Annotated in this window: 19 protein-coding genes and 1 tRNA gene; 15 read left to right on the forward strand and 5 right to left on the reverse strand. The window is 62.3% G+C overall.

Annotated elements, in window-relative coordinates; translation table 11 throughout:
• The first annotated feature begins 24 nt into the window (after positions 1-24).
• Both pth and ACE37J_RS04135 read left to right on the forward strand, forming a co-directional pair.
• Positions 25-705: an aminoacyl-tRNA hydrolase gene (gene pth / locus ACE37J_RS04130; RefSeq protein WP_409707474.1), complete on the forward strand. Its 681-nt coding sequence runs from the start codon at positions 25-27 to the stop codon at positions 703-705.
• Positions 702-941: a sulfurtransferase TusA family protein gene (locus ACE37J_RS04135; protein ID WP_409707477.1), complete on the forward strand. Its 240-nt coding sequence runs from the start codon at positions 702-704 to the stop codon at positions 939-941. Before pth ends, ACE37J_RS04135 begins: the two co-directional genes overlap by 4 nt.
• A gap of 15 nt (positions 942-956) precedes the next feature.
• On the opposite strand, the gene ACE37J_RS04140 is transcribed toward ACE37J_RS04135, so the two are convergent.
• Both ACE37J_RS04140 and ACE37J_RS04145 read right to left on the reverse strand, forming a co-directional pair.
• The gene (locus ACE37J_RS04140) at positions 957-1,796 is read right to left on the reverse strand and encodes a protein-L-isoaspartate O-methyltransferase family protein (protein ID WP_409707982.1); all 840 of its coding nucleotides are present in this window, start codon (positions 1,794-1,796) and stop codon (positions 957-959) included.
• A 5-nt stretch (positions 1,797-1,801) separates the two neighbouring features.
• A complete protein-coding gene (locus ACE37J_RS04145) occupies positions 1,802-2,692 on the reverse strand; it encodes a ChaN family lipoprotein (RefSeq protein WP_409707480.1) in 891 nt (296 codons plus the stop codon).
• Between the two features lie 188 nt (positions 2,693-2,880).
• On the opposite strand from ACE37J_RS04145, the gene ACE37J_RS04150 reads away from it, so the two are divergent.
• Positions 2,881-3,501, forward strand: coding sequence for a TetR/AcrR family transcriptional regulator (locus ACE37J_RS04150; RefSeq protein WP_409707985.1), 621 nt, complete (start codon positions 2,881-2,883; stop codon positions 3,499-3,501).
• Positions 3,502-3,596: 95 nt separating this feature from the next.
• On the forward strand, positions 3,597-3,977 hold the full coding sequence (locus tag ACE37J_RS04155; protein WP_409707483.1) for a DUF2852 domain-containing protein: 381 nt from the start codon (positions 3,597-3,599) through the stop codon (positions 3,975-3,977).
• Between the two features lie 171 nt (positions 3,978-4,148).
• Here the strand turns inward: ACE37J_RS04155 and nudC are convergent, their stop codons facing one another.
• Positions 4,149-5,111, reverse strand: coding sequence for an NAD(+) diphosphatase (gene nudC, locus ACE37J_RS04160; RefSeq protein WP_409707486.1), 963 nt, complete (start codon positions 5,109-5,111; stop codon positions 4,149-4,151).
• Between the two features lie 115 nt (positions 5,112-5,226).
• On the opposite strand from nudC, the gene ACE37J_RS04165 reads away from it, so the two are divergent.
• The 7 genes from ACE37J_RS04165 to ACE37J_RS04195 all read left to right on the forward strand — a co-directional run bounded on the left by ACE37J_RS04165 (position 5,227) and on the right by ACE37J_RS04195 (position 13,659).
• Positions 5,227-5,301: transfer RNA gene (locus ACE37J_RS04165), tRNA-Asn, on the forward strand.
• Positions 5,302-5,358: 57 nt separating this feature from the next.
• Positions 5,359-6,492, forward strand: a complete 1,134-nt coding sequence (gene xerC / locus ACE37J_RS04170) for a tyrosine recombinase XerC (protein ID WP_409707488.1) — start codon at positions 5,359-5,361, stop codon at positions 6,490-6,492.
• Between the two features lie 950 nt (positions 6,493-7,442).
• On the forward strand, positions 7,443-8,570 hold the full coding sequence (locus ACE37J_RS04175; protein ID WP_409707491.1) for a hypothetical protein: 1,128 nt from the start codon (positions 7,443-7,445) through the stop codon (positions 8,568-8,570).
• A 315-nt stretch (positions 8,571-8,885) separates the two neighbouring features.
• Positions 8,886-9,689 carry a DNA adenine methylase gene (locus ACE37J_RS04180; protein WP_409707494.1) on the forward strand — a complete coding sequence of 268 codons (804 nt, stop codon included), beginning with the start codon at positions 8,886-8,888 and terminating at the stop codon, positions 9,687-9,689.
• Positions 9,682-10,893 (forward strand): metallophosphoesterase family protein, encoded by a 1,212-nt coding sequence (locus ACE37J_RS04185; protein WP_409707497.1) that lies wholly within the window; start codon positions 9,682-9,684, stop codon positions 10,891-10,893. The genes ACE37J_RS04180 and ACE37J_RS04185 overlap by 8 nt, the downstream gene beginning before the upstream one ends.
• 62 nt (positions 10,894-10,955) lie before the next feature.
• Positions 10,956-12,746, forward strand: coding sequence for a hypothetical protein (locus ACE37J_RS04190; protein WP_409707500.1), 1,791 nt, complete (start codon positions 10,956-10,958; stop codon positions 12,744-12,746).
• Complete coding sequence (locus ACE37J_RS04195; RefSeq protein WP_409707503.1) at positions 12,739-13,659, forward strand: hypothetical protein; 921 nt, start codon at positions 12,739-12,741, stop codon at positions 13,657-13,659. Before ACE37J_RS04190 ends, ACE37J_RS04195 begins: the two co-directional genes overlap by 8 nt.
• Before the next feature lie 571 nt (positions 13,660-14,230).
• Here ACE37J_RS04195 and ileS read toward each other — a convergent pair.
• Complete coding sequence (gene ileS, locus ACE37J_RS04200) at positions 14,231-17,197, reverse strand: isoleucine--tRNA ligase (RefSeq protein ID WP_409707988.1); 2,967 nt, start codon at positions 17,195-17,197, stop codon at positions 14,231-14,233.
• A gap of 240 nt (positions 17,198-17,437) precedes the next feature.
• Between ileS and ACE37J_RS04205 the strand changes: the two genes are divergently transcribed.
• A complete protein-coding gene (locus ACE37J_RS04205) occupies positions 17,438-17,782 on the forward strand; it encodes a hypothetical protein (RefSeq protein WP_409707506.1) in 345 nt (114 codons plus the stop codon).
• A 12-nt stretch (positions 17,783-17,794) separates the two neighbouring features.
• Here the strand turns inward: ACE37J_RS04205 and argE are convergent, their stop codons facing one another.
• Positions 17,795-18,943: an acetylornithine deacetylase gene (argE, locus tag ACE37J_RS04210; RefSeq protein ID WP_409707509.1), complete on the reverse strand. Its 1,149-nt coding sequence runs from the start codon at positions 18,941-18,943 to the stop codon at positions 17,795-17,797.
• Positions 18,944-19,019: 76 nt separating this feature from the next.
• On the opposite strand from argE, the gene ACE37J_RS04215 reads away from it, so the two are divergent.
• From ACE37J_RS04215 to ACE37J_RS04225, 3 genes are all read left to right on the forward strand, one after another.
• The gene (locus tag ACE37J_RS04215; RefSeq protein WP_409707512.1) at positions 19,020-20,777 is read left to right on the forward strand and encodes an SLC13 family permease; all 1,758 of its coding nucleotides are present in this window, start codon (positions 19,020-19,022) and stop codon (positions 20,775-20,777) included.
• Positions 20,778-20,878: 101 nt separating this feature from the next.
• Positions 20,879-21,958 carry an ABC transporter ATP-binding protein gene (locus ACE37J_RS04220; protein WP_409707515.1) on the forward strand — a complete coding sequence of 360 codons (1,080 nt, stop codon included), beginning with the start codon at positions 20,879-20,881 and terminating at the stop codon, positions 21,956-21,958.
• Entirely contained in the window at positions 21,958-22,881 is a 924-nt protein-coding gene (locus ACE37J_RS04225; RefSeq protein ID WP_409707518.1) for an ABC transporter permease, read from the forward strand. The genes ACE37J_RS04220 and ACE37J_RS04225 overlap by 1 nt, the downstream gene beginning before the upstream one ends.
• Position 22,882 lies beyond the last annotated feature (1 nt).

Consider the following 22,882-nt stretch of genomic DNA (forward strand, 5'->3'; position numbering starts at 1 on the left):
CGCTTCGCTTTCGGGAGGGCGCGCATGAAACTCCTCGTCGGCCTCGGCAATCCCGGCGCCCGCTACGCCCGCACCCGCCACAACATCGGCTTCATGGCGCTGGACCGGATCGCGGAGGCGCATGGCTTCTCCCCGTGGCGGAAGAAGCACCAGGGCGAGGTCGCCGAAGGCCGGCTCGGAGACGTGCGGGCCCTCCTCCTGAAGCCGCAGACCTTCATGAACCTTTCCGGCCAGTCGGTCGGCGAGGCCGCGCGCTTCCTGAAGATCGAGCCGGCGGAGATCACCGTCTTCCATGACGAGATCGACCTCGCGCCCGGCAAGTGCCGGGTGAAGCATGGCGGCGGCCATGCCGGCCATAACGGCCTTCGGTCGATCCACCAGCATCTCGGGCCCGACTACGCCCGCGTCCGCCTCGGCGTCGGGCATCCCGGGCGGAAGGAGGAGGTGGCGAACTACGTCCTCCACGACTTCGCAAAGGCGGAGGAGGGCTGGCTCGACGACGTGCTGAGAGGCTGCGCCGACGGCGCGCCGGCCCTCGCGGCGGGGGATGACGCCGGCTTCATGAACGCGGTGGCGCTCAGGGCCGCGCCGCAGCGCCCGAAGCCGCCGAAGGCCGAGGCGCCGAAGGCCGAGCCCGCGCCGGAGCCGAAGCCCGAAACGCCGGAAAACCCGTTCGCCCGCCTCCTCGACCGCTTCCGCAAATGACCGCCCCCATCCCCGAACGCCTCGACGCGACCGGCCTCCTCTGCCCGCTCCCCGTCCTGCGGGCGCGCAAACGCCTCGCGGCGATGCCCCCCGGCGCCGTGCTCGAAGTGCTGGCGGACGATCCGGCGGCGGTGGTGGACATGCCGCATTTCTGCGCCGAGCAGGGGCATGAGCTGCTGGCGCAGGAGCCGCGGGAGCGCGGGGCGACGGCGTATCGGATCAGGCGGGGCGGCTGAGCCGCCCGCGGGGCGTCAGGCCGCGACGAGCCTGAAGCCGTCTCCGGCATACCACGCCTGCAAGCCGTCGCTGCGCTCCATCCGGCTCAGCGGTGGGGGCGACCCGCCCGAGCCGCGGAGCGCGGCGGACAGCGCTTCAGCCTCGGCGTCGCTCCGGGCGCCGCCGCAAGGATAGAACCCGCACCGTCCGAGCGACGCGGCGTTGAGCGCGCCCCCCTTGTCTTCGAGCCTGAGCATGAAGCCCCAGCCGTCTGATCCGGTGAAGGGAACCGCCATGCGACCGCCCGGCGCGAGCGCCGCGAGCCAGGGCTCCGGAACATGCGTTGCGCCGGCGAAGGCGACGATGACGTCCAACGCGGGTAACCCGGAAACGGCGGTGGCGTCGCCTGCGATGATCTCCACATTCGGGCGGCCTCTCAAGGCGGCCCTGGCGCGCGTCGCAAGCGCCGCATCGATCTCATAGCCGATCACCCGCCCGGAAGCCCCGACGAGTTCCGCCATGATCGCCGTGAAATAGCCGACCCCGGCGCCGACCTGCAGCAGGGTCTCTCCGGGCTTGATGTCGAGCTTGTCGAGATAATAGGCCCAGAGCGACGGGAGCCCGCTGTTCAGCCCTCGGGCGTCGTCAATGGAGATCAGGAGGTCGTGGTAGACATGGCGCGGATCAGCGCTCGGGCTAGCCACAGGCGGGCGGTCAAAGGCGCGCGGATGCAGCATCCACGGCCCGTCTCCAAGAAATTGCTCACGTTCGACCCGCGCGAACGCTTCGACAATCCGGGGATCATGGACGACCGGGGCCGCAGCCCTGATGTCTTCGGCGAACCGGCGCCGTGCCGCAGCAATATCGGCCTGCACGGCGCTCAATCCTTCCCCCGCGACTTCAGAAACGCCTCGCAGGGGTCCCCCCGGTCGAACGGCTCCGTATAGATCACCGCGTCGAACGGCGCGCCGCCCTCCAGCGCCGCCGGGTCCGCCCCCTCCGGTATCTCGATCAACCCGACCGAGACCACCGTCACCTCCGGCGCGGCGCGGCGGAGATAGAGGGGCGAGCCCCGGTCCGTCCGCGCATGGCCGTTGCCGGTGATGAAGACGACCGGCCGATGGCCCGCCTCGTGGAGCCTGAGCGCCGCGTCAGCGAAGGCGGCGTCGCGGAGCTGCTGCGCCTCGACCATGCCGGGGAGGATCGCGGTGGGCAGGGCGCCGCAATGCGCCTCGTCCTGCTCGCGGATCATGTCCTTCGCCACGTCCTCCGGCATCCGCTCGTCGAGCCGGTAGCGGGCCAGCGCCTCGCCCCCCGCCTTCGCCGCGCCTTCCTGCGCGCTCCGCATCAGCGCCTCGCGCGGCACGCCGCCGCCGGCGATCCATGCCTCCGGCGCGGCCTCGAAGATCGGCGCGTACATCGCCCAGTCCGGCCAGCCGGAATTCGCCCAGTCCAGCGCCTCGCCGAGATCCTCCCCGAGGTCGCGGGCGTTGTTCGCCGCGTCCTCCTTCTCCTGCGGGATCATCTCGAAGGCGAGGCCGCCGGGGGCCAGCGCCTCGGTCAGCCGCGCCTGCCATTCGTGGTGGCGCGGATTGTCATGGCGCTCGCCGAGGATGGCGATATCCGCCCCCTTGAGCAGCGCGAGGAGACCGGCCTCGTCCAGCGCCTCCCCCCCGGCGCAGATCGCGCCGGGGGCGGGGGCGCAAGGCGCGGCGGAAACGGCCGCCGGCGCGGCGAGAACGGCGAGGAGGAGAAGCGGGGCGCGGGTCATGGTGCGGGAGATAGGTGGAAATCGGAAAATGCGAAACCCGTCCCGCCCTTTCTCCTCGCACGCCTCGCGCCGGGAGGGTGGAAGCGCCGCCCGCGCGCCCGTCTCCTTCGGGAGAGGGGGCGGGGCTCCCCGTGAGACGCACGCGCGCGGCGCTGGCCCCCGGCGCGCCGGCGGGCCATATAGGAGGCATGGGCCGCAACAGCTATCACCACGGCAACCTGAAGTCGGCCCTCGTCGAGGCCGTGCTCTCGCTCATCTCGGAGAAGGGGCCGAACGGCTTCTCCTTCGCGGAGGCGGCGCGGCGCGCCGGCGTCTCCCCCGCCGCGCCCTACCGCCATTTCAAGGACCGGGACGAACTGATCGTCGAGACGGCCCGGCGCGGCTTCGAGCTTTTCGCCGCAAGGCTGGAGGCGGCGTGGGACGAAGGGCGCCCCTCCGCGCTCTCGGCTTTCGAGCGCGTGGGGCGCGCCTATCTCGGTTTCGCGAAGGCGGAACCCGCCTATTTCGCCGCGATGTTCGAGGCCGGCGTCTCGCCCGACCGGGATCCGGAGCTGCGCGCCGCCGCCGACCGCGCCTTCAACGCCCTCCATCGCGCCTGCGCGAAGCTGGCGGAGAAGATGCCGGAGGCGAAGCGGCCGCCCGTCCTGATGATGTCCTATCACCTCTGGGCGCTCAGCCACGGCGTCACCGCGCTTTTCGGGCGGGGGGACGAAGCGCGGCGCCGCGCGCCGATCCCGGCGGAGGACCTGCTGGAGGCCGGCGCCGCGATCTATCTGCGCGGCCTGGGCTTCATCCCCGAAGACCCCTGACGATTTTTCGCCCGTCGCCGCTTGACGGCCCGGAAGGCCTCTCCCATCTATGTGAATGTGATTAACATTAACATGCCGGGAAGGAGGCTGCTGACGTGAACAAGATCGGCGAATGGCTGAGAAGCGCCGAGGCGTGGCTGGACGAGAAGGGCCGCCCCGCCTGGATCGTGGCGATGGTCCTCGGTTTCATACTCGTCTGGCCGCTCGGCCTGGCGATTCTCTTCTACATGCTCTGGAGCGGACGGATGGGATGCAGCAAGGGCGGCTGGGGCCGCAAGTATCGCAATGAACGGATGGGCGAGACGGGCAACGCCGCCTTCGACGAATACCGCGCGGAGACGCTGCGGCGGCTGGAGGAGGAGCGGACGGCCTTCGTCGGCTTCCTCGACAAGCTCCGGAAGGCGAAGGACAAGGCCGAGTTCGACCAGTTCATGGCGGACCGGAACCGGCGCGACGACGGGCCGATCTCGGCCTGAGCCGAACGTCGCGGGATTTTCGGGGGCGCGGGGAAACCCGCGCCCTTCTCATTGCCGGCCGGGCGCGCCGCTGCAGCCGCCCTCCGCCCTGAAAAATTTCGAAATTTTGAAAAATCCTTTGGAATCAACGGACGAAGCCCGATTTCCATGGAAATCCGCCGCCCGAGAGCCTCAGAAGCCCTCGATCAACCCCTCCGTCCAGCACTTGAGGATGACCTGCGCCACCGCCCCCTTCCGCGCCGGGGCGATCCGGTCCGACCGGCCGGCGAGCGCCTCCGCCACCTCCGCCTTGGAGACCCAGAGCGCGTCCTCCAGCTCGTTCGCGCCGAGGTCGATGGCGTTCGCCTCCGCCCGCCCGGCGCAGCCGATCATCAGCGAGGCCGGGAAGGGCCAGGGCTGGGAGGTGACGTAGCGGACCTCGCCCACGGGGATGCCCGCCTCCTCCATCACCTCGCGCCGCACCGCCTCCTCCACCGTCTCGCCCGGCTCCATGAAGCCGGCGAGGAGGGAATACATCTTCGGCGGCCAGACCGTTTGCCGGCCGAGCAGAACCCGGTCCCCGTCGAGGATCAGCATGATGACCACCGGGTCCGTGCGCGGGAAATGCTGGCGCCCGCAGGCGGGGCAGTCCATCCGCCAGCCGGCATGGCCGACGGCGTTCTTGCCGCCGCAATTTGCGCAGTAGCCGTGCGTCAGCCGCCACTCGAAGATGCCCTTGGCCGAGGCCGCCACCCCCGCGTCCCGCTTGTCGATCTCCCCCATGATGGCGCGCAGTTCGATGAACTTCCGCTCCTCCGAGAGGTCGAGCGTCCGCCGGTCCACGAACTCCGCCGGCTTCTCGTCCGGCGGGGCGATGTAGGAGACGTCGGCGGCGAAATGGGCCACGCCCCCATCGTCGAGCCCGAGGAAGAGCGGCGGCTCCGGGCTCTCGCGCACCAGCGGCTCCGCGACGGAAAGCCAGGAAAGGCGCGGCCCCTCCTCCGTCAGGTCGAAGAGCGGCTTGCCGCGCCAGAACGGCACGGCGCGGCTTCCGGGTTCGGCGAGGCGGCGGGCGATTTCCGGCCCGTCGCCGCGCAGCTTGTCGGCGCGGTCCAGAAAACTGCCCGCGAAGGTGACTTCGGATTCGGGGATCATGGCCGGAGAATGCGACGGCGGCGCGGCCCGCGCAATCGCCCGAAGCCGGAAAAGGGCTCTGGACAGGCCGGGCCCGCGCCTGTATCCACCGCGCGTCGCGCAAGCGGCGGCCCGTTCCGGCGTAGCTCAGTGGTAGAGCATCCGACTGTTAATCGGACGGCCGTAGGTTCGAATCCTACCGCCGGAGCCAGGCCCCGCTCCGAAGCACCTGATACCATTGGAGAAACTCTGATGGAGCATGTGTTTCATGCACACAAACGGTCACACAAGGCGCAAGGGAAAGCCTGCCGCTATCCGGCACACGCTTCAGCGCAACGGGTCAATCTACTACAATCGCCGCGTCCCGTCTCACGCTGTCGAAGCCTTCGGGGAGTTCGTCCGGGTCAAGCTGTCTCGTGACGAGGATGAGGCCAGAGAGACGGCTGAACGGATCACCGAAAGCCTGAACGCCATATGGAAGGCGGAGACGGTTCGGCATGGCGTCGACCTTGCCGCGCTGGTGGAAGCCTCCAAGCCCCGCTCTTGCACTCTTGCGGCGTTGACGGAGGGATACCTGGGCCTCAGGCGGATCAACCCGGAGCCCGTCAGAACGGCTGTCAGGGCTTTGCTCTCTGTCGCTGGCGACAAGGATATCAGGGACTATACCAGACACGACGCCAGAGCCTTCGTCGCTCACCTGAGGGGCAAGGGAGGCACGACAGGAACGATCAGGCGCAGGGTCGGGTCAATCTCGGCGATCCTCAATCATGGCTATGCCGAGTTCGATATCGAGAAGCGGAATCCGTTCGGTCGGTTGCTCATTCAGGGAGAGGGGGAAGACGCAACGAAGCGGGAGCCCTTCACGACAGACGAGTTGAGGCGGGGCTATCGGCTGGCGCTTCGGTCAGGGTCTCACGTCAAGCTGCTTATGCCGATCCTTGGCGAGACGGGTTGCCGGATTGGTGAGATCGTGGGGCTTCGGCTGTCGGACATTGATCTTGAAGCGGGGATCATCCGCATCGTTCCCCATGAGGCGAGGCGGTTGAAGACGAAGGGAAGCGAAAGAGAACTCCCACTTGTGGGCATGGCGCTTGAGGCGATCAAGATCGTTGCCGGTGACCGCAGGGACGGTTACCTTTATCCTCAATATCTGAGGGACGGGCGGATACAGGCGACCCACGCCTCCAACGCGGTGAACGGCTGGCTCAAGAGGGAGTTCGATGGGAAGACGGCGCATTGCCTCAGACACGCGTTCAGGGACCGTCTCAGGGCGGTTGAGTGCCCCTTGGAACTGATAGACCAGCTCGGGGGATGGGCGTCTGTTGGGTCTGTAGGGAGCGGGTATGGCAAAGGTTATGGATTGGAAGCAAAGACTGCTTGGCTGAGCAGACTGCGCCTATAGATCAAATGATAAATTACTCGACTCCCATAAGTTATATCGACTATCTAATTCGTATCAGAAAAGGTTAAAATTTTTTCAATGATGCAAACTATTTCAATAAGCCTCTTTCTCATTGGCTTCATTCCTTTGTTATTTGACGGTCTTTATACTGCGACATTTGTCGATGCAGATTGCGATATCACTATAGAATACTGCCCATCTCCGTTATTGAGCCCGGATGGGCAGCTATTATTTTTTTTGCCATTGGCAATATCAGTGGTGTTGGCGGTGATAAACAAGCGCAATGAAGATTAAAAATAGGGAATTTACTGTTGTATCTTGCAAATATTCAGTTCTTACCATTAGAAGAAGTGGCAGAATTGATTGCTCAGGAAACGATAGGGGGGATTTCTCGTCAAGCGATTGAACGCGAGTTAAGGAGGTTTGTCTTTCAGATTTATCTCGGGCGGGATGTCGTTCGCTACGGTCAGATGCCCGAAGACGCTTTCCCTCCGTTAGACGAGCTTCCACCCGCCAGTGTTGATATAGGTCGAAACCAGCTAGCCCAGTTCTGTGAGGTTAAAGGTTGGCCGCTTCCGCGCTTCTGGTTCCCCGATCAGCAGCCTGAGCGGAGACCAAGGGGCCGTCCCTCTGACAAGGGTGCAACAGTGCAAGAGTTCCGGCGACGATTGGAAGCGGGTGAGGATATCGCTGCGACAGTCACAGAGCAGGCCCGACTGCTGCGCGCTTGGATGGCCGAGCAGGGGATGCAAGAGGTTCAGATACCCACGATAGTCCGATGGCTTCAGGGAGTGTATCGGCCATAAGCAAGACCAGATAAAATGATAAAACAATGCGAATTTATCGCATCTTTTAATCTGCTCTGATCGACCCATATAAGGGCTGTTGCGTCAATTTCTGGCGCAGTTTTATCAATCAAATTATAGAAAGTAAACATAATGTTAGATCAATTGAAAGACTGCATACTCAAGCACGGTTACGTCGGAAACACCAACCCGGCCATCTTGTCCTATCTCTGCATCGTATCGGCCCTGCTGGACAATCCAGTATCGCTCCTGATCAAGGGAGCCTCTGGCGCAGGCAAGTCGTTCGCGCTCAAAGCTGGACAGAGATACGTCCCCGAAGAGGCGTTCAGCGAGTTTCACGCCATGTCGGAAAAGGCACTCGCCTATATGGGCGACACGCTCGACCTGAAGCATCGGACGCTGATCATTCAGGAAGCGGCAGGCTGGGGGAGCGGCGATGGGCGGGTGTTCCTCCGCCAGCTACTCACGGAAGGGAGCATCAAATACGCCACTGTGCAGAGCACCAAGGCGGGATTGGAGGCGAGCACGCTTCCCCCGGTGGAGGGGCCTTGTTCGGTGATCATGACGACAACCAGCAACAGACTGCATCAGGAGGACGAGAACAGATTCCTGTCTTACACGGTGGAAGAAGGCGCAGAATACATCCGCGAGGTTCTGATGGCGCAGGCGATGGGAACGGTCACCCAGCCGTCGGCTGAAGAACTCCAACCGTTCCACGATCACTATCGAAAGCTGAGAGAGGGGCGGTTCAAAGTGGTCGTGCCCTTTGCGGATCAGATCGTGGCTTTGCTGCCCGCGAGACATCTGAGGATCATGAGGGACTTCCCGAAGGTCCTGAGCCTGATACAGACTGTTGCACTCTTGCACTGTTTCGAGCGGGAGAGGGACCAGAACGGGGCTGTCATCGCCACACTCGAAGATTACGGCGTCGTCCGCAGCCTGCTTGAGGACATGCTCGCTCGTGGTCTCGGTCTATCGACGCCTGACGGTGTGAAAGCCGTTGTCGAAGCGGTAACCGAGATGACGAGCAGCGACGGACACTGGAAGCACGGTGTCTTCGAAACGGTATCTCAGAGGCAGGTGGCCGACTTACTGAATATTGATCCCGGTGTCGTGAGCCGGAACGTTAAGGCGGCCGTGCATGAGGGCTACTTGATCGACGACAACCCAGGCCAAGGTAAGACCGCTCGCCTGAAGATTGGCGAGACGAAGGTTTCCTTTGGCAGCGTATTGCCCGAAGTGCAGAAGCTGAGGATGCCTGAGTTCGCCTGATCGAACGGGGGGAGAGGCTTCGGCTCCTCCTCTCTCATGTCAAGGCATCACCTGTGCCGCAGCACACCTTAGCGGACACTCGCAATAGACGCGCTAAGGTCTCCTCCCCTTCTCGAAAATCGATCTGCGGCAAATTTGGATATGAGTCGAGAACCACCGACCGCGGTGAGAATGCCGACCAGATGCGCGATATCCAGTCAGTCAGCATTCTCTCGCGGTACGGGATCTACATTCGAGCGGATGCTGACTTCGAGACAACGGCCGGTGATGAAAATCGGTGTTTGAGAACGAGTGAACCAGTGCTAACATCCGCGAATGACAACCAAAACGAAGCTACTCAAATGGGCCGGAAGCAAGTCACAAGTGTCTGACCAGATCAGACCGTATCTGAGCTTTGATCGAGCTTATGTTGAGCCCTTTTGCGGCTCTGCCTTTTTCTTTTTCGAGAACTCGCCAGCCGAAAGCTATTTAAATGATTTGAATTTTGAGTTGATTTGTTTCTTTAAGCATACGCGCAACACGCCCAATTTAGTTTGGTATTACTATGACAGAGTCCCCGTTGAGGAAGTTTCGTATTACCAAGCAAGAGACACGTATAACGAACTAGGTGACTGCCCAGAAAAGGCAGGGCTCTTTGTTTACTTGAACCACTTCTGTTTTAATGGCCTATACCGCACTAACAAAGCGGGCGAATTTAACACGCCGTATGGCGGGCGTCAAAAACCGAAAAGGAAGTTGTCGCGAGATAATTTTCAGGAGTTTTCACAAACCCTGCGATCGGCTCACCTCACAGCGAGAGACTTCGAAGCGTTCTTAGATCGACTAGATCCAGATGGTGCTTGTATCTACATGGACCCACCCTACTTCACCAATGATGAAAGAGTTTTTGGCGAGTATGGATCGAATACGTTCAAGAAAATTGACCTACAAAGATTACTGGAAGTTTCAGTGCGGATGTCTAGGAGAAACAAAGTAGTTGTTTCATATAAGAACTGCTCAGAATTTAGAGAAGCCTTCCGGAAATATATAGTAGGCGATATATCCGTCATCCGAAACGTAGGCGGCTTCGCCGGCAGGCGAAAATCCGAACAGGAACTAGTAGCAGTTTTGGGTGGTTAAGTCATTGAAACGATTTTTAATTGTAAGCGACATTCACGCGATATCGGAGGAACTGTCTAAGCTTAATGGCTATCATGGGGACGATGGAAGTAGTTTCAAGGTCGAAAGTAGAACCCCCGTAAGCAATCCAGTCTTGGCCATAGCAGAGTGCCTCAAGAGCAAGGAACTTTCGATTGATGCCCTGATCTGCTTAGGAGACTTCGCTCATCAGGCCAAGAAGCTTGTGATGCTGCAGGTTTGGCATGATCTGCACGAAGTGGCGGAAGCACTCAAGATACCTAATGTTATTGGTGTAACTGGAAACCACGACATTGCGACCCGCGTCGATGACATGGAGGAAGCAGCAGGGAGAGTCGAATTTCTGAAGCAGGTTAAACCCAAATTTCCATCGGCTGACGATGATTTTTGCAATGGATATCATCAACACGGTGTTGGCGCGCTCGAAATAGGGGAGTGCCTCGTCGTTGCGATCGATACTTGCATGCTGCATGGCATGGGAAAGGACAGTGCAACTTCTTCAAGTATATGGTCGGTGGGATACCTTACTGATGGCATGATTGACCGCATTATGACAGCGATCGATAATAGCTCTTGTAGCCATGTATTGATCGCCATGCACCATCATCCAGTTAAGGTCGATGGCGTATTGGATTCAAATTATGATGAAGTCCCAAAAGGGCCACGGCTTCTTGAACTACTCGCAGGATCTTCAAAGACATGTTTTGTCGTACATGGCCACAAGCATCTCGTAAAGTTAAAGAGACAGAATGCTGATACGAAATATCCAGCGTTGCTCTCAGCGGCGAGCCTTGCCGCTTATCCATACCTCGGGCAAGGTAGTCATTACTCTAATCAATTTCATCTGATCGAATACGACACCTCGACAACCGAGAGAGCTCAGGGCGCGGTGTTCTCGTGGGATTGGAGTGCTGCGCGTTGGGAGCCGAGCAAGAAACATTCAATGCCACACGTTCTCAAGTTTGGCCCCGTGCCCGAGCTAGCCAAGATAGAGCAGGCTATCAAAGATCTCAAGGTAGTCGCCTCAATAAATCGCGACAAACTATTCGAAGCTATACCTGAAATTGAATATTTAACGCCAGATGAAATCGACACACTGAACAGCCGGCTTGACGGAATTGGGCTTGAAGTCGTCACAAAGCAGTCTAGAATCAGCGGCGTAATAGTTCAAGGGGGCGGTGGATGAGAATCAATTCGTCTTTCAATGCTAGAAACGCAACTCCCAAGCAAATCGCTGAGTCATTTGTGATGCCCGACTACTTCGAGCAGGTTGCGGCTTTTCATAATCTAGTTTTAGTGGGGCCAAGGGGGCTAGGTAAGACAACCGTGATGAAGGCCCTGACCGCGTCGGGGCTAACACACCTTCACCAGAGAGACGACCTGAAGAGCATATTGCGGGACATCGATTTTGGATACGTGCCCATTTATATTCCTGCAGAGTCCATATGGCGAGGGACTGCTCAATCAATCTCGGGGGCTTTAAGTGAAGACTATGAGAGAGACCATATTCTAAATGGCCTTTTTGTTGATCATTGCTTACACCAGTTAGTAAGTTCCTTTGAGGATGCGTTGGTTGATACAGACCAAGGCGACAGCCAGGTTTTGCAGCCTTGGTCTGTCTCTCTCACTGACATAGAGGAAAAGGATATCTGCAATCAATGCTCTGTGTTTTGGGGACTTCAAAGAGCTCAAAATTCCTTTGTTGGTCTGAAGCTGGCACTTTTACAACGCTCAAATCAATACCGCTCTGCAATAACGTCGCTTCCGAACAGATCGGAACTCGAACTAGTTATGAAATATCAGAAGTATGATTTTCTTATTGCGCTGAAGGGCTTCTTTGATATTGTTGGCAGTCACTGTGCAGATCTGAGATGGAGCGTATGTTTTGATGAAATGGAGATTGCTCCTAAACGTGTTTTAGCTCAACTGTATGAGAACCTGCGCTCATTCGATCAAAGAGCTGTATTAAAGTTTTCTCTTTTCCCGTACATTGATTTCTACTCTCTCGAACAACGTATGGCCGCTTCTGAAAGCGGGCCGACAGACGGTCAGGATTTTCATACAGTTATTCTAGCGAACAAGTTCGCGAATCCAGACTACTCTCTGGCTAAGCGCCTTATAAAGAATGAGTGCGATCTGGCGGGAATCCAAATTGACACGTTCATTAATTATTTGAACTCGTCTTCATCAATACACCGCGGTACACGGCGTTTCACAGAGAATGGTTTCGAAAGAGATTTTGTGGCCATCCACGCAATGGCAGTTCAGGCGGGAGATAAATCTTACGTCGATTACATGAAGCGCAATGGAATAAATAGGGCTGGCGACCTACAGACACTGAAGGGCAACAATAAAAGAGCCCAGGTGATCCGAAAGCCGGCTCCGATTGCGGAGATCCGTAGTTATTATCTTGTAAAAGGGGGAGGGAAATCACATATAGATAGCCGGAGAACGTCGGCGAAGGGTTTCGGGTACTACCATGGTTTTGATCAGATGCTGGACCTAACAGAGGGGAATCCTCGCGCAATAAAGTACTATGTAACAGATTTACTTAGAAGTCTAGCGCGTGGCGAGAATTCCGCCGTAGCGCAGAACAGGGCGATAAGTCGGAATGTGGACCGCTTCAGAGCTCTCGTTTCGGCTCATACGTATTCAGGTGACATAGTGAGTAGTCAGCTCCAATCACCTCTGCAACTGGTTGATACGTTGGGCGATTTTCTAAGTGAGGTTCTGTTAGCATCGGATTTTCAACCAGAGCCGCCACTTTCGTATGAAGTAAAAGGGCTCAACCCGCATTTGAGTGAGGCTTTAATTCTGGCAGTAAATTCGGGTGCACTGGTCGTAGATCAAACGACAGGTCGAAAGCAGTTGATTTTTGATCTTGAAGGCTGTCGGTTTCGCGCATCCCATCGGCTTGCGCCATTTTATAAGCTTCCGACTATCACAGGCCAACCGAGAGTGCTTTCAGGGATGCCGAGGACTCGGCGGTCGTATATAGATCAGCCTGATCTGCTGAGTTGGGCAAAAGACGATGGTTGATGTGGCATTGATAGAACCCGGTGATGTTCAACCTGATCTATTTGTTGGGTGTGTGGGCTACGAACGCCGATCGATCGAAGCTCTTAAAAAGTTAACTTCGGACAGATACAACGGTGAGGCTATAATTTTTGATTATCGGTCGGGAGATCTCCATTCTTATCGTGAGAATATTGAGGCCGAATGTCTTAGGAGTGCGGAGCTCATTGCAGATTTTTGCAAACTTCTCAAGCGTTTGGTTGAGTTAATCAATTTGAGAGAGCAAATTTCGATAACGCTTGATGTAACCTCTTTTGACCGAGAGAAGATTGCTCTTCTGCTTAAGGCAATATTTGAAAATAAGAGTCGCGTTAGCTCCGTCACGATTTGCTATTTCCCAAGGGAATTTACCGAACCATCGCACCGTTTGGACGTGGTTCAGTCATTCGGCCCAGTGCTTCCTGCCTTTATTGGTGAAGCATCCTTTTCTAGAGAGTCTTTAGCGCTTATAATTGGTGCCGGATATGAGTATGGACGAGCAGTCGGCGCCATAGACCTGCTTGAACCAGACCGGATTTACTGTCTGACTCCTGTTGGAACCGACCCGCGTTTTGAGGTGGAAATTGAAAAGAACAACCTCGAATTTAGTTTTTTGGAAGAGGGCGAACTTCTCCAAAGATACGATCTCATGAAGCCAGAGACTCTATTCTACGAAGTTAGAAGAATTGTCGAGTTTGAAACACATGAAAGAAACGTACTTATTCTCCCGCTAGGACCGAAAATCTTTGCTGCGGTGTCACTGATTGTCGCTCTGCTTCTTCATCCATCCGTCATGGTTTGGAGGCACTCCACGACTACTAAGTCTGCGCCGGCATCCACTTCTGATGCGCGCGCTAGCGGGGTCGATGTTCGGCTTGCGTTTAGGTTTACGGACTGACCTGCCGATCATCATTGTCTGATGTCCTTGCTTAGGATCATGGCGATGTCGGCTTGTTAGATACCCTAGCTCGTCGCTCGCCCACGCTCCGAATGTCCGTTGCCCGCCCTTTCATACGCCATTTTTGTTGAGATTTTTTCGAGGTGGCTTTTCTAGAATGCTGGCCACCCCTACACCCCACACGTCGACATTAGGTGAGCAAAGCTGAAACGAGGGGTGTTACGAACACGATCGCATAACTGATTGAATTAATTTCGTTATCCGAGATGTCGTGTCTCAATTCTTCGTTCCGTCGTTCTCTCATCGTCTACTCGCCGTCAGGTGTTCGATGGGTCATCAATTCATGAACGGTCCCTTGCACACATCCAGTCACACATTTAGATTCCAAATCGGTATTAGCGTATCAGAGCACCTCTGTTGAAGTGAGAAAAGCGAAGCTTTTCGAGGTCCTGAACGAAGTGAAGGCATCGGACGGCCGTAGGTTCGAATCCTACCGCCGGAGCCAGGCCCCCCATCCCGAACCGTGGAGATTGCGCCCGCCCCCGGCTCCGGGAACGGGCGCGGCGCGACCTCAGCCCGAGAGCGCCTCGTCACAGCGGCCGCAGACGGCCTCATGCGCATGAAGCCCGACATCGGGCAGCACCTTCCAGCAGCGAGCGCATTTCGCGCCCTCCGCCAAAGCGGGAACCACCGAGACGCCCGCCACGTCGTCGAGCCGGAAGGCGCCCTCCGGCCCCTCCCCCGCCTCGATCCGGAGCGCGGAGACGATGCAGAGATCCGCGAAATCCACGCTCTCCAGCGCCGCCTTGAGGCCCGGATCGGAGACATGAACCACCGGCGCCGCCTCCAGCGAGGCGCCGATCCGCTTCTCCCGCCGCTCCACTTCGAGGGCGCCGGTGACGACGCGGCGGGCCCGGCGCACGCCCTCCCATTTCCTCGCGAGGGCTTCGTCCCGCCAGTCCGGCGTCGCCGGGAAGTCGTGCAGGTGGACCGACTCCTCCTCGCCCGGATACCGCGTGAGCCAGACCTCCTCCATCGTGAAGACCAGCACGGGCGCGAGCCATGTGGTCAGCCGGTGGAAGATCAGGTCCAGAACCGTCCGCGCGGCGCGGCGGCGGAGGGAGGACGGCGCATCGCAATAGAGCGCGTCCTTCCTGATGTCGAAATAGATCGCGGAGAGGTCGACCGTCGCGAACTGGAAGAGCTTCGAGAAGACCCCGGCGAAATCGTATTCGCCGTAGCCCTTCCGCACCGCCTCGTCGAGCTCCGCCAGCCTGTGCAGCAGCCAGCGCTCCAGCTCCGGCATCTCCGCCGGGGCGACCCGCTCCGCCTCATCGAACCCTTCGAGATTGGCGAGGAGGAAGCGCATCGTGTTGCGGAGCCGGCGATAGCTGTCCGCCGTCCCCTTCAGGATTTTCGGGCCGATCCGCTGGTCCGCCATGTAGTCGGCCTGCGCGACCCAGAGGCGGAGGATGTCCGCGCCATACTCGTCGATCACCGCCTGCGGCGCGACGACATTGCCGAGCGACTTGGACATTTTCTGCCCCTTGTCGTCGAGCGTGAAGCCGTGCGTCACCACGGCGCGATAGGGCGCGCGGCCCATCGTGCCGCAACCCTGCAGCAGCGAGGAATGGAACCAGCCGCGATGCTGGTCCGTCCCCTCCATGTAGACGTCGGCGATCCCGTCCTCCGTCCCGTCCGCCCGGTCGCGGAGGACAAAGGCGTGGGTGGAGCCCGAGTCGAACCAGACGTCGAGAATGTCGTCCACCTTCTCCCATTCGTCGGGGTTCACGCCCTCGATCCCGCCGAGGAAGCGCTGCTTCGCCCCCTCCGCGAACCAGGCGTCCGCCCCCTCCGCGCGGAAGGCGGCCTCGATCCGGCCGTTGACGTGCTCGTTCCGAAGAACCTCAACCTCGCCGGGCCGGACTTCCCGCCTGAAGCAGGTGAGCGGCACGCCCCAGGCGCGCTGGCGGGAGAGCACCCAGTCGGGCCGCGCCTCGATCATCGAGCGGAGGCGGTTCTTGCCCGTGGCGGGGTAGAAGCTCACCAGCTTGTCGATGGAGGCCAGCGCGCGGGCGCGGATCGTGGTCCCGTAGTCGTTGTGCTCGTCCTCCAGCGTCCGGTCGATGGCGGCGAACCATTGCGGCGTGTTGCGGAAGATCAGCGGCGCCTTGGAGCGCCAGGAATGCGGATAGGAATGGCGCACCGAGCCCTTGGCGAAAAGCGCGCCGACCTCGGCCAGCTTCTTTATCACGGCGACGTTGGCGCCCGCCTCTTTCCCCTGCGCGTCGAAGATCACCTGCCCGCCGAAGAACGGGAGATCGGCGCGGAAGGAGCCGTCCTCGAGGACGTTGTGGGTCATCTCAAGATCAGGATACTGGTTCTTGAACTGGAGATAGACGTTGTAGTCGTCCGCGCCGTGCGAGGGGGCGGTGTGGACAAAGCCGGTTCCGGCGTCGTCGGTCACATGATCGCCGGGGAGCATCCGAACGGTAAAGTCCCAACGGTTGCTGCTCGGAGCCGAATGATCCACCAGACCCGCGAACGGGTGGCTGCACGAGATTCGACACAGTTCCTCGGCGGAAACCGCTCGGACACGTTCGTATCCCACAACCTTCGCTTTTTCGAAGCAGTCGGTGGCCAGACGGTCAGCGAGAAGCAGGAGATCACCGTTCGCGGCCTTCGCCTCTTCGCCCGCTTCGGTGACGCGGTAGAGTCCGTAAGCGACGAGCGGATTGAAGCAGATCGCGCGGTTCTGGGGAATGGTCCACGGGGTCGTTGTCCAGATCACAACCGACGCAGCATGCAGATCATCGAAGTCCGCAAGGTTCAGGTTGTTTGCCTGACCAACCATCGCCACCGGAAACCGCACCCATACCGTATGGCTCTTGTGCTCGTGATACTCGACCTCGGCCTCGGCCAGCGCCGTCTTCTCGACCACGGACCACATGACCGGCTTCGAGCCCTGATAGAGGCTCCCGTTCATCACGAATTTCATGAACTCGGCGGCGATGGTCGCCTCCGCCGCGTAATCCATGGTGAGATAGGGATTCTCCCAGTCCCCGATCACGCCGAGGCGCTTGAACTCCGCGCGCTGCACGTCGATCCAGCCTTCGGCGAATTTCCGGCAATCGGCGCGAAGCTCGCCCACCGGCACCGCGTCCTTGTCGAGCCCCCTGGCGCGATAGGCTTCCTCGATCTTCCATTCGATGGGGAGGCCGTGGCAGTCCCACCCCGGCACATAGCGGCTGTCATGCCCCATCATCTGGCGGGAGCGGACGATCATGTCCTTGATCGTCTTGTTCAGCGCATGGCCGATATGGAGATGCCCGTTGGCGTAGGGCGGGCCGTCATGCAGCGTGAAGGGCTTGCGGCCCGGCTTCGCGCGAAGGCGGGCGTAGATGTCCAGCCGCTCCCACCGCGCCAGCCATTCCGGCTCGCGCTGGGGGAGCCCGGCGCGCATCGGGAATTCGGTTTCGGGGAGGAACAGCGTCTCTTTGTAGTCGGGCGCGGCGGGCGCGGTCGTCTCGGCGTCCATGTCGGTCATCCGTGATGGGGAAGGGGCGTGCGGAAACCCGGCGCTCCCTCAGCGGGGCGCCGGGCCGGTAATTCGCAGAACGGCCCGATCCGTGATCATGCGGGCTCCATACCAGCGCAGGGCCGCGCGGTCCATGGCTGCGGGTCGATGCGCGTTCCTTCACGCTCCGCCCATCCCCGTCCTTGCGACGGAAGCGCCGGGCCCCGACGTGAGAGGGGCAGGCAACAGGAGGAAGACGCGATGTTGAAGCCCCTTCTCGCCGGCGCCGTGGCGCTCGGCCTCTTGATCGGAGCCGCGCCGCAGAAGGCCGCGGCGGATGACGACGTGCTCCGCGGCGTGCTGCTCGGCGCGCTGGCCGGCGGCGCCATCGCCATCATCATCGACAACGACCGGGACAAGCGCCATTACTCCCCGCCGCCGCGCCGCGTGTACCATTACGACCGCGGCCACTACAGGGGCTATGATCGCGGCTATGACCGGCGGCGCCCCGTCATCGTCGAGAAACATGTCTATCGGGACCGCGGCCATCGCGGATACCGCCACCGCTACGACCGGCGCGATTACCGCGTCCGCCACTACGACTGAGCGGCGGCGGGGTCAGAGCCCCGCCTCCAGCCGGCCGAGCAGCGCCGCCATCATCGAATCGCAGGCCGCCATCTGCGCGCGGGAGACGAACTCGTCCGGCTTGTGGCCCTGCTCCATCGAGCCCGGGCCGCAGACCACGGTCGGCGTTCCGAGCCTCGCGGAGAAGAGCCCGCCCTCGGTGCCGTAGGCGACCTTGATGGTGGAGTTGCCGCCCGTCAGCCCCTTCACGAAGCTCACGATCTCCGCGCTCGGCGGCGTGTCGAGCCCGGGATAGCCCATGAATTCCGTGAAGCTTATGGAAGCGGCGGGATCGCCCGTCGCCGCGGCGATGGCGTCTCCCTTCTCGGCGAGCCCGGCGAGGATCGCGTCCGCGTCGTCCCCGGCGAGGTTTCGGATCTCGAACTCGATCTCCGCCCGGTTCGGCACGATGTTGAGCGCGACGCCGCCCGCGATCTTGCCGACATGGAGCGTGGTGTAGGGCACGTCGTAATCCCCGTCCCGCAATCCCTCCGCCTCGATCCGCGCCTGCTCGGCCCGGATCGCGCCGATGAAGTCGGCGGCGAGATGGAGCGCGTTGAGCGCCATGGGCGCGAGCGCGGAATGCCCCTCCCGCCCGCGGCAGATCGCGCGGAGCCCGCGCTTGCCCTTGTGCCCGGTCGCGACCTGCATCGCGGTCGGCTCCCCGACGATGCAGAAGAGCGGGCGGATCGGCGCCGCCTCCATCATGTCGATGAGGGACCGGACGCCGAGGCAGCCGACCTCCTCGTCATAGGAAAGCGCGATGTGGAGCGGCGTGGAGAGCCGCCGCCGCCCCGCCTCCTCCGCCGCGGCGAGGGCGGAGGCGACGAAGCCCTTCATGTCCGCCGCCCCGCGGCCGAAGAGCTTCCCCTCCCGATCGACGAGGCGGAACGGGTCGGAGGACCAGTCCTGTCCGTCCACCGGCACGACGTCGGTATGGCCGGAGAGCATGACGCCCGGCCTGTCCGCCGGGCCGATCGTGGCGAAGAGATTCGCCTTGCCGCCGCCAGCGTCCGGAATGACCGTGATCCGCGCCCCCGCCGCCTCCAGCAGGGCGCGGGCATGGTCGATGAGGGCGATGTTCGGGTCCCGGCTCACGGTCGGGAAGGCGATGAGGCGGTCTAGGATCTCGATGGAACGCATGGGCACTCTCCTTCGTCTTCCGGGATAGCGGCTCGGCGGGCGATGCGCCATTGTCCCGCCCCGGACCGGAGCGCGCATGACCGAAGACCAGGCCTTCATCCTCCTCATCCTCGCCGCGGCGGGGGGCATGTTCCTCTGGGGGAAATGGCGGCACGACATGGTGGCGCTCGGCGCCCTCCTCGCCGCCTTCGCCGCCGGGCTCGTTCCGGGGGAGGAGGCCTTCGCGGGGTTCGGGCACCCCGCCGTCATCACCGTCGCCTGCGTGCTGATCCTGAGCCGCGGGCTGCAGACGACGGGCGCGGCGGAGGCGCTGGCGCGGGCGGTGCTGCCGAAGGATGCAGGCTTCTCGCTCAGCCTCGCGGCCCTTGTGGGGCTGGGAGCCTTCCTTTCGGGGTTCATGAACAATGTGGGGGCGATGGCGCTCCTGATGCCGATAGCAGGGCAGATGGCGAAGGCGCATGGCGTCCCGCCCGGGCGGGCGCTGATGCCGCTCGCCTTCGGCACGATCCTCGGCGGCATGACGACGCTGATCGGCACGCCGCCGAACCTCATCGTCTCCGGCTTCCGCGCGAGCGCGGGGGGCGAGGCCTTCGGGATGTTCGACTTCACGCCGGTCGGCCTCGCCGTGGCGCTCGCGGGCGTCGCCTTCGTCGCCTTTCTCGGCTGGCGGCTGACCCCGGCGAGGGAGGTGGGGGGGACCGAGGGGTTCGAGACCGGCGGCTATCTCGTGGAACTCCGGCTCGGCGAGGAAAGCCGGGCCGCGGGCATGACGGTGCGCGCCGTGGAGGCGGAGATGGAGGGGGGGCAGATCGTCGCCCTCGTCCGCTCCGGCGTCCGGATCGAGGCGCCGCACGGCGCGCGGAAGGCGCGGGCGGGGGACATTCTCGTCGTCGAGGCGGAGATGGAGGGCCTGGCGGACGCGCTCTCCTCGCTCGGCCTGAAGCTGGAGGAGGAGAAGCGGGGCGACGAGGCGCGGGAGGATGTGGAGATGCGGGAATATGTCGTCCGCCCCGGCTCCGCGCTCGCCGGCCGCTCCGCCTCGCAGATGCATCTTCGCACCCGGTTCGGCGTCAACCTCCTCGCCGTGGCGCGGGACGGGCGACGGAGCCGCGCGCGGCTCCGGACCCTCCTTCTGAAGCCCGGCGATCTCCTTCTCATGCAGGGGCCGGCGGACGCGCTTTCCGAATTCGCGGCGGATACCGGAGCCGTGCCGCTGGCGGCCCGCGACCTCTCGATGCCGGACGGCAAGCGCGCCTTTCTCGCCGCCGGAATCATGGCGGCGGCGCTGCTGACCGTCGCCCTCGGGCTCGTTCCCGCCGCCATCGGCTTCGCGGGCGGCGCCCTCGCGGCGATGGCGACCGGGATCGTCCCGCCCCGCACCGCCTATGACGCGGTGGACTGGCCGGTGATCGTGCTCCTCGGCGCGCTCATCCCCGTCGCGGGCGCGATGGAGACGACGGGCGCGGCCGCGGTGATCGCCGACGCGCTGATCGGCGGGCTTTCGGGCGGGAGCCCGATGATCGGCCTCGCGCTCATCCTCGTCGTCACCATGTTCCTCTCCGACCTCGTGAACAACGCGGCGACGGCGGCGGTGATGTGCCCCGTCGCGCTCGGCGCGGCCTCCGCGCTCGGCGTGAATCCGGACGCCTTCCTCATGGCCGTCGCCATCGGGGCCTCCTGCGCCTTCCTCACGCCCATCGGCCACCAGAACAACACGCTCATCCTCGGCCCCGGCGGATTCGGCTTCGGGGACTACTGGCGGCTCGGCCTGCCGCTCGAAGCGCTCGTCGTGGCCATATCGGTTCCACTCCTGCCTATGATCTGGCCATTCTGACGACGTTAGGAAAAAGCTAACCCACCCTGCACCGATTGAGTCTTGCCCTTCATGTCAGCTTCGCGTCACTTTTTTGCGGCGCACACATCGGGGGAGCGACAGTGAAGGACGGGGGCAGGGCCGACGCGGTCGAGCTTCGGGGGGTCGTCAAGCGCTATGGCGCGGTGACGGCGCTGAAGGAGACGTCCTTCGCCATCCGCGACAACGAGTTCTTCACGCTGCTCGGCCCGTCCGGCTGCGGCAAGACCACGCTCCTGCGCATGATCGCCGGGTTCGAGGAGGCGAGCGCGGGGGAGATCCGCCTCTATGGCGAGGACATCGCCGCGCTGCCGCCGAATCTCCGCCCCGTGAACACCGTCTTCCAGCAATACGCGCTCTTCCCGCACATGAATGTGGCGGAGAACGTCGCCTTCGGGATGCGGATGAAGAAGGTCCCGAAGCCGGAGATCGAAAGGCGCGTCGCGGAGGCGCTCGCGCTCGTGAAGCTGGGCGAATTCGCCGCCCGCCGCCCCTCCCAGCTTTCCGGCGGGCAGCAGCAGCGCGTCGCGCTCGCCCGCGCGCTCGCGCCGGGGCCGAAGGTGCTTCTGCTCGACGAGCCGCTCTCCGCGCTCGACCTCAAGCTGCGGCAGGCGATGCGGGTCGAGCTGAAGGAGATGCAGCGGAAAAGCGGCATCGCCTTCGTCTTCGTCACCCATGACCAGGAGGAGGCGCTGACGATGTCGGACCGGATCGCCGTCATGTCGGCGGGCGAGGTGCGGCAGATCGGCGGCGCGCAGGAGATCTACGAGGCGCCGGCGGACCGGTTCGTGGCGGATTTCATCGGGGAGACCAACCTCCTCGAGGTCGAGGTCGCGCGCGCGGGGCCGGAAGGCGCGGCGATCCGGCTCGCCGGCGCAGAATTCATCGCCGCGCCGCGGGCGGGCGTGAAGGCGGGGGAGAAGACCGTCGCCTCGATCCGGCCGGAGCGGATCACGCTCGTCGCCGCCGCGGGCGGGTTGACGGGCGTGCTTGAGCGGCTGGTCTATCTCGGGACGGACTGGGCGGCGACGCTCCGGCTCGACGACGGGCGCGCGATCACCGCGCGGGCGCAGAACGCGCACGGGCAGAAGCTCTCCGTAAGCCCCGGAGAGCGGGCGACGATCCTGATCGACGAAGGCGCGCCGCGCCTTCTGCCGCGCTGATGGCGGGGGGCGGCGGAGGCGCGGGGGGGCGGACGCAATCCGCCGCCTATGCGCCCGTCCGGCTCTGGCTCCTCCTCCCCTCCTGGGCGGTGATCGCGATCTTCATGGGCCTCCCGCTCCTCATCATGCTGGTCTATTCCTTCCTGACGAAGGAATTCCGCGGCGGCGTGATCTGGGAATTCAGCCTCGCCGCCTATGACCGCTTCATCTTCGACCGCGGGCTCTTCGGGGACGATCCGCCGGTCCTCAACACGACCTATCTGACGATCTTCGCCCGCTCGCTGATCCAGGCGCTGGTGGCGACCGCGCTCTGCCTGCTGATCGGCTTCCCCGCGGCCTTCTACATCGCGACCCGCCCGCCGGAGCGGCGGACGCTCTGGCTCCTGCTCATCACCGTGCCCTACTGGGTGAACCTCCTCATCCGCACCGTCTCCATGAAGTTCCTGATCCGGGAGAACGGGCCGCTGAACGAGTTCCTGATGGGAATCGGGCTGATCTCGGAGCCGCTGCCGCTGGTGAACACGGACATCGCGGTGCAGCTCGGGCTCTTCTATTCCTATCTGCCGTTCATGGTCCTGCCGATCTATGCGGCGGTGGAGCGCTACGATTTCTCGCTCTCGGAGGCGGCGGCGGACCTCTACGCGGACCGCTGGACGATCCTCCGCGAGGTGACGCTGCCGGCGGTGCGGCCGGGCGTGATCGCGGGCTGCATCCTCGTCTTCATCCCCTCGCTCGGCGCCTTCCTCGCGCCCGACCTCCTCGGCGGGGCGAGGACCTTCATGATCGGTTCGCTGATCGAGGAGCAGTTCAAGGGCGCGGCGGGGGACTGGCCCTTCGGCGCCGCGGCGGCGACGATCCTGATGACGATCGTGCTGATCGCGCTCCTCCTCCATGCCCGCGCCGAAGCGCGGCGGGAGGTCTGAG

Source organism: Pikeienuella sp. (assembly GCF_046290545.1).
Classification (GTDB): Bacteria; Pseudomonadota; Alphaproteobacteria; order Rhodobacterales; family Rhodobacteraceae; genus Pikeienuella.

What these genes read in the sequence shown, in the direction of transcription:
- ACE37J_RS04205 (WP_409707506.1), top strand. Translation starts at nt 17,438, where the DNA reads ATGTTGAAGCCCCTTCTCGCCGGCGCCGTGGCGCTCGGCCTCTTGATC.
- pth (WP_409707474.1), top strand. Translation starts at nt 25, where the DNA reads ATGAAACTCCTCGTCGGCCTCGGCAATCCCGGCGCCCGCTACGCCCGC.
- ACE37J_RS04225 (WP_409707518.1), top strand. Translation starts at nt 21,958, where the DNA reads ATGGCGGGGGGCGGCGGAGGCGCGGGGGGGCGGACGCAATCCGCCGCC.
- ACE37J_RS04195 (WP_409707503.1), top strand. Translation starts at nt 12,739, where the DNA reads ATGGTTGATGTGGCATTGATAGAACCCGGTGATGTTCAACCTGATCTA.
- argE (WP_409707509.1), bottom strand. Translation starts at nt 18,943, where the DNA reads ATGCGTTCCATCGAGATCCTAGACCGCCTCATCGCCTTCCCGACCGTG.
- ACE37J_RS04145 (WP_409707480.1), bottom strand. Translation starts at nt 2,692, where the DNA reads ATGACCCGCGCCCCGCTTCTCCTCCTCGCCGTTCTCGCCGCGCCGGCG.
- ACE37J_RS04180 (WP_409707494.1), top strand. Translation starts at nt 8,886, where the DNA reads ATGACAACCAAAACGAAGCTACTCAAATGGGCCGGAAGCAAGTCACAA.
- ACE37J_RS04215 (WP_409707512.1), top strand. Translation starts at nt 19,020, where the DNA reads ATGACCGAAGACCAGGCCTTCATCCTCCTCATCCTCGCCGCGGCGGGG.
- ACE37J_RS04150 (WP_409707985.1), top strand. Translation starts at nt 2,881, where the DNA reads ATGGGCCGCAACAGCTATCACCACGGCAACCTGAAGTCGGCCCTCGTC.
- ileS (WP_409707988.1), bottom strand. Translation starts at nt 17,197, where the DNA reads ATGGACGCCGAGACGACCGCGCCCGCCGCGCCCGACTACAAAGAGACG.
- xerC (WP_409707488.1), top strand. Translation starts at nt 5,359, where the DNA reads ATGCACACAAACGGTCACACAAGGCGCAAGGGAAAGCCTGCCGCTATC.
- ACE37J_RS04190 (WP_409707500.1), top strand. Translation starts at nt 10,956, where the DNA reads ATGCCCGACTACTTCGAGCAGGTTGCGGCTTTTCATAATCTAGTTTTA.
- ACE37J_RS04135 (WP_409707477.1), top strand. Translation starts at nt 702, where the DNA reads ATGACCGCCCCCATCCCCGAACGCCTCGACGCGACCGGCCTCCTCTGC.
- nudC (WP_409707486.1), bottom strand. Translation starts at nt 5,111, where the DNA reads ATGATCCCCGAATCCGAAGTCACCTTCGCGGGCAGTTTTCTGGACCGC.